Origin of the sequence: Pseudovibrio sp. W74, assembly GCF_001623085.1 — a bacterium.
Classification (GTDB): domain Bacteria; phylum Pseudomonadota; class Alphaproteobacteria; order Rhizobiales; family Stappiaceae; genus Pseudovibrio.
This window is the reverse complement of the sequence record NZ_LMCJ01000050.1, coordinates 105,511-111,510: the sequence shown is the minus strand read 5'-3', so window position 1 is coordinate 111,510 and position 6,000 is coordinate 105,511. Positions and strand designations below refer to the sequence as shown.

Below are 6,000 nucleotides of genomic sequence, written 5' to 3'. Positions count from 1 at the left end.
GGGTTCGAACCGTGGACCTACTGATTAAAAGTCAGTTGCTCTACCAGCTGAGCTACGGGCTCACTAAACACGAGACGTTTGTTGGTGGGTGCATAGGGATTCGAACCCTAGACCGGCTGATTAAGAGTCAGCTGCTCTACCAACTGAGCTATACACCCAAAACGTTTCCCGCCGAAGCGATGGCGGGTGTATATAAAGCCTTTAGCAAGAGCGCAAGGCCCTAGGTGCAACTTTTCAAAAATGTCTTGTGTAAAGTAAACTTATCCCAGACTAACCTATGCAAATCTACGAATTTTCGCAGCACAAACACAATTCAGAAGTGCGAAACGCGAAAAAACACCGCAAATTTCACAAGACTGACCTCTTATCAATTAGTCCAACGCAAATTTTTCATCAAACAACCAACTACGGGCCACCCCAGCTCTCCTTATCAGTCAGAGGCGTGCACTGCAGCTAAAGTGGCCCCGCCAGCATCGCACTGCAAAATCCCGTATTTCTGCGGGTTCGCTCAAGTGCAACAATTGCGCCTGGAAAAGCCAATACAAACAGAGCGAGTAGGACTTTCCGCCACGCAACTTCTGCAAAGCACGCTGACTATTGCAGATAACTCAAGGAAACGAGAGGTCTTTGCGGCGCAACATTAAGAAGAAGCCACTTGACGCTTTTACGTATCTAAGCCTAATCTCACCCCGAATTTCAGAGTTTACCTGAGCGATTCAATGGTGAAGCGCGGTAATCTCTTACACGGTTGGAATTATGTTAAGGGAGAGTGGAGCCCTGAGGCTCCCAATACCAGAATGCAAACTTCAATTCTTCTTATCGTGGTGGGACGCGCGTCGCCGGAGTGAGCTAGCTCACTCGGAACGGTTAGACGCGCACAAGGAGCCAAACGGCTCCTTTTTTTATGGCTAATTCGCAGCGATGTTTAAAAGAACACCCCTGCAAAACAAACAGTCGGATTGATTGCACACCCTTCAATCAGGCAAAACGAGCAGATACAGGCAACAAGGACTTGATGATGCAACGGGAGATGACAGGCGCTGAAATGGTTCTCCAGGCGCTGAAGGACAACGGGGTGGAACATGTATTTGGATACCCTGGTGGTGCAGTTCTACCCATTTATGATGAGCTGATCCAGCAGGATGCGATCCAGCACATCCTTGTCCGTCACGAGCAAGGCGCAGGCCATGCTGCTGAAGGCTATGCACGCTCTACCGGAAAAGCCGGCATTGCTCTGGTGACCTCTGGTCCGGGCGCAACCAACATGGTGACTGCCCTGACAGACGCCATGCTCGACTCCATCCCTATGGTCTGCATTACCGGTCAGGTCCCAACCAACCTTGTTGGGTCTGATGCGTTCCAGGAATGTGACACCGTTGGCATCACCCGCCCGTGCACCAAGCACAACTGGCTGGTGAAAGACGTTGATGATCTGCCTCGCATTCTCCATGAAGCGTTTTATGTTGCACAGTCCGGGCGTCCCGGCCCTGTTGTTGTCGATATTCCAAAGGATGTTCAGTTTGCCACCGGCACCTATGAAGGCCCGCAGGCAAACCCGAGCAACCACAAAAGCTATCGCCCGCAGCTGAAAGGCGACATGACTGCCATTCGCGCAGCTGTTGAGCTGATGTCAAAAGCCAAACGCCCTGTGTTCTATACAGGCGGCGGCGTCATCAACTCCGGCGCGGCTGCAAGCCAGCTGCTGCGTGAGCTGGTGGATCAGACAGGCTTTCCGATCACATCCACCCTGATGGGTCTGGGCGCTTATCCGGCATCCGGTGAGCAGTGGCTCGGCATGCTAGGCATGCACGGCACCTATGAAGCCAACATGGCTATGCACGATTGTGATCTGATGATCTGTATCGGTGCACGCTTTGACGACCGCATCACAGGCCGTCTGGACGCATTCTCACCGAACTCCACCAAGATTCACGTGGACATCGATCCATCCTCCATCAACAAGATCGTTCATGTTGACCTGCCGATTGTTGGTGATGTGGCTCACGTTCTGGAAGACATGGTTCGCATCTGGCGCGCCTCCAGCTTCCGCTCTCAGCCAGAGCTGAAGGAATGGCAGACACAGATCGCCAAGTGGCGCGCACGCGATTGCTTGTCTTACCGCCACAGTGACGATGTCATCATGCCTCAGTACGCATTGCAGCGTCTGAACGCAGCCATCAAAGGCCGCAAGGATGTTTACATCTCCACCGAGGTTGGGCAACACCAGATGTGGGCGGCGCAGTACCTTGGCTTTGAATCTCCAAACCACTGGCTGACTTCAGGTGGTTTCGGCACAATGGGGTATGGCCTGCCAGCAGCCATTGGCGCACAGGTTGCTCACCCAGACGGGCTGTGCATCAACGTTGCAGGCGATGCCTCCATCCTGATGAATATTCAGGAAATGTCGACAGCTGTTCAGCATGGACTGGCGCCTAAAACGTTCATTTTGAACAACTCCTATATGGGCATGGTTCGCCAGTGGCAGCAGCTGCTGCACGGCAACCGCCTCTCCCACTCCTACACGGACAGCCTGCCTGACTTCGTGAAACTGGCAGAAGCCTACGGCGGCAAAGGCATTCGTGTCACTAAACCGGGTGAACTGGATGACGCCATTCAGGAAATGATTGAAACACCTGGCCCGGTTCTGTTTGATTGCTGCGTCGCTCAGCTGACCAACTGCTTCCCAATGATCCCATCAGGCAAAGCCCACAACGAAATGTTGTTGCCAGATGAAGCAACTGATGAAGCCGTTGCAAACGCCATCGACACCGCTGGCAAGTCATTGGTATAGGTAAGCTGGGAGAACCATTATGAACGCACAGAAAACAGACGCTCTATCGGCTTATTTCCTAGCCGAAACCAGCGATGTCCTCGAAACACATACCCTATCTATCATTGTAGACAATGAACCGGGTGTTCTTGCCCGCGTGATTGGCCTGTACTCTGGCCGTGGCTACAACATTGACAGTCTCAGTGTTTCTGAAACGGAGCACGAGAAGCACGTTTCCCGTATCACGATCGTGACCACAGGTACTCCTCAGATCATCGAGCAGATCCGCCACCAGCTGGATCGTCTTGTGCCGGTGCATATCGTCCGGGATCTGACCGTTGCAGCACGCAATTCCAATCAGGAAAAGCCGCTTGAGCGAGAGCTGGCGCTGATTAAGGTGCGTGGTGAAGGAGAAAAACGTCTGGAGGCCTTGCGTCTGTCAGAAGCTTTCAGGGCAACCGTCATTGATGCAACCATTGATCACTTCGTTTTCGAGATCACAGGCCGCACCAATAAAATCGATCAGTTCATCGAAATCCTGACACCACTGGGTCTTGTTGAGGTTTCACGTACGGGCGTTGCCGCACTTTCACGTGGGTCCCAAGGTCTTAAAGACTTGCAGGATGAAATTTAACAGTTAGAGGACAATTTTGTCCTATTGATATTGAGCGGCGTCTTTTGCAAGTCTGTGAAGACGCCGTTTTATTTTGATAATCTAGAGCGTATCCCCGACAGGTGGGAACCGGTTCTCGGATAAGGGTACGTGAAGAATAAAAAAGTCAGAGCATGGCGTATAAAGGCGACATGCCCTGACTCAAAAAAGAGTATGCCCCATGAAGACGCCTAGCCGCTTATCCGTCAACGTAAACGCTGTAGCAGTTCTGCGAAATCGCCGCGACGTTCCGTGGCCAAGCGTGACGCATCTGGCAGCCCTCGCCCTCAATGCAGGCGCCAAAGGCATCACCGTGCACCCACGCCCGGATGAGCGCCATATTCGCCGCACAGATGTTGAAGACATTTCCAATATGCTGCGTGAAGAACTGCATGGCAAAGAACTGTGCCTCGAAGGTTATCCAGATGAGCGCTTCATGGAGTTGGTGGAACAAACCCGCCCGACGCAGGTTTTATTTGTACCGGACGACCCGTCCCAGCAGACCTCCGACCATGGCTGGGATTTCTCCGAGAACATGGATCTCCTGAAAGAAGCCATCAGCGCTGCGAAGTCCTGGGGTGTGCGCACATCACTTTTCGTAGATCCGGAACCAAGCCAGCCAGCTCTTGCAGCTGAAGCAGGCGCTGAGCGTATCGAGATTTACACCGGCCCTTATGGGGCCTGTCATTCTGACAAGGAAGCCGAAAAGGTCGAGCTGGAAAAAGTCGTTGCCACCGCAGAAGCTGCAAGAGCAGCAGGCCTGCTGGTCAATGCAGGACACGACCTCACCGTTGAGAACCTGCCAGCTCTGATTGAGCGCGTACCATACATCTCAGAGGTCTCCATCGGCCACGGCTTCACTGCCGACGCTCTGGAACATGGTTTCACCCAAAGCGTTCGCCGCTTCCGCCACGCCCTTGGCGAACCGACAGAACTCTAAGAGCTTATCCCGTTTCAAAGAAGAGCCTGCTGTGATCCGTTACAGCAGGCTTTTTTGTGTTTCCCGGCTGAGTTCAAACCCCTTCAAAATACCGCAGAAACTCAAAGCTGGTGATGTCCTTCTCAATCCATGCCTTGAACGCCTTCAGCTCATTCTCCCGGCTACGCGCATACTGATCTGCCAGCGACGACCCCAAGGCCTCCTTCACAAATTCACTCTCCCGGAAAAGCTCCAATGACGCCTCCAATGATCGCGGCAACTTCTCCAAGGTTTCATCCTTACCCGGATCACCAATCAGCATTGCCGGTGGCTCCTCCCCTTTACGAAGCCCCTCCAGCCCAGCGGCAGCAATCAAAGGCACGATGATATACGGATGGGTGTCAGCCCCCGGACACCGATGCTCCAAGCGGACCGCTTGCGGGTCAGGACTGGAAATCACGCGCACCGCACTCACGCGGTGCTCATCTCCCCAACACACTTCTTCAGGACAACCAGTAAATCGGGAAAGCCTGCGATACGAGTTGATCGTTGGCCGAAACGCCAGATGAGACGCTTGCATCTGCTCCAGAAGCCCGGCCACAAAGAACCTCCCCCGCTCACTCAGCACCGCCTCCCGATCATAAAATACATTGTGCCCCATCTCGTCATAGAGGCTGATGTGCACGTGGGTTCCGCACGCAGAATCCTGCCCCATTGGCTGATAACGCGCCATGAAGGTTGCAATCAGGTCATGCTCCCGGCACAGCTCTTTCAGGTGATGACGTGCCCGCACTGCATTATCAGCAGCCTGCAGTGGTGAAGTCGGCGACAAGGCAATCTCATACATGCCCCAACCAATCTCACTCTCCATTGAGGAAACCCCAATGCCAAGCGAGTCCATACGCGCACGAAACGCTTCCATCAGGTCCATGTAGTCTGGATCACGGTTGACTGAGTCATATTGCAAGGAATGACCAAACGGCTTGAGCTTGTGGTGGTGTCCCGCTTCAACCAATGCCCGGTCAAAATGAAAGATCCCTAGCTCAAACTCCATTCCAATCTTCATGGTGAGTTTCAGCTCGGCAAGCTTTTCTTCCAGCATCTCCAGCGGACGCCGCAAATCCAATGAAAAACGCGCACCATTCCGCTCATAACAATTCAGCAGAACCTCTGAAATCTCAGGTCGCCACCCCAGCTGAAACAGCGTATTGCCATCTGCCAGACTGTGCAAATTGCCAAAGCCTGTGTGATACCAGACGTGCGGAGACTCGTAGATCTGCTCACCAGCAGGCTGCCCGTCTCCATGAGGAATAAGATAGAGCGAGGAGTTGGTGGAACACCCCTTCTCCAACCCATCCAGAGGCTGAAGCCGGCACCGCAAAAGCCCGTTCATATCTGGCACCTGCGTGATAACCGAATGTACGCCCCGCTGCCTCAACTGCGCAATTTGCTTGGCCAGCCCTTCCTTTGAGGCGGCTTGTTGTTCCCAAAATGTCGTCATGCCTGATCCACTCCAAGATGTACAAAGCACCTTAAAGTCAACGCTGATTGCAAAGCATGGAAGAATTTGGCGACCTTTAAACTAAATCTCGCATCCGCATAAGTTGCAAGTAAATCCTCAAGACTACCTAAGCAGTGTAATTGGTACACAGGCGCATC

4 protein-coding genes and 1 tRNA gene are annotated in these 6,000 nt (G+C 53.1%); 3 read left to right on the top strand and 2 right to left on the bottom strand.

Going from position 1 to position 6,000, the window contains the following annotated elements; all coding sequences use genetic code 11:
* Positions 1-82 precede the first annotated feature (82 nt).
* Positions 83-158: transfer RNA gene (locus tag PsW74_RS21900), tRNA-Lys, on the bottom strand.
* 860 nt (positions 159-1,018) lie between these two features.
* Here PsW74_RS21900 and PsW74_RS21895 point away from each other — a divergent pair.
* The 3 genes from PsW74_RS21895 (at position 1,019) to PsW74_RS21885 (ending at position 4,362) form a co-directional block, all read left to right on the top strand.
* Entirely contained in the window at positions 1,019-2,791 is a 1,773-nt protein-coding gene (locus PsW74_RS21895) for an acetolactate synthase 3 large subunit (protein ID WP_063290139.1), read from the top strand.
* Positions 2,792-2,810: 19 nt separating this feature from the next.
* A complete protein-coding gene (ilvN, locus tag PsW74_RS21890) occupies positions 2,811-3,404 on the top strand; it encodes an acetolactate synthase small subunit (RefSeq protein WP_057465780.1) in 594 nt (197 codons plus the stop codon).
* Positions 3,405-3,603: 199 nt separating this feature from the next.
* Positions 3,604-4,362 (top strand): pyridoxine 5'-phosphate synthase, encoded by a 759-nt coding sequence (locus PsW74_RS21885; RefSeq protein WP_063289893.1) that lies wholly within the window; start codon positions 3,604-3,606, stop codon positions 4,360-4,362.
* Between the two features lie 73 nt (positions 4,363-4,435).
* Here PsW74_RS21885 and PsW74_RS21880 read toward each other — a convergent pair whose 3' ends face one another.
* Positions 4,436-5,842, bottom strand: a complete 1,407-nt coding sequence (locus PsW74_RS21880; protein ID WP_063289894.1) for a glutamine synthetase family protein — start codon at positions 5,840-5,842, stop codon at positions 4,436-4,438.
* Positions 5,843-6,000 lie beyond the last annotated feature (158 nt).

What these genes read in the sequence shown, in the direction of transcription:
- ilvN (WP_057465780.1), top strand. Translation starts at nt 2,811, where the DNA reads ATGAACGCACAGAAAACAGACGCTCTATCGGCTTATTTCCTAGCCGAA.
- PsW74_RS21880 (WP_063289894.1), bottom strand. Translation starts at nt 5,842, where the DNA reads ATGACGACATTTTGGGAACAACAAGCCGCCTCAAAGGAAGGGCTGGCC.
- PsW74_RS21895 (WP_063290139.1), top strand. Translation starts at nt 1,019, where the DNA reads ATGCAACGGGAGATGACAGGCGCTGAAATGGTTCTCCAGGCGCTGAAG.
- PsW74_RS21885 (WP_063289893.1), top strand. Translation starts at nt 3,604, where the DNA reads ATGAAGACGCCTAGCCGCTTATCCGTCAACGTAAACGCTGTAGCAGTT.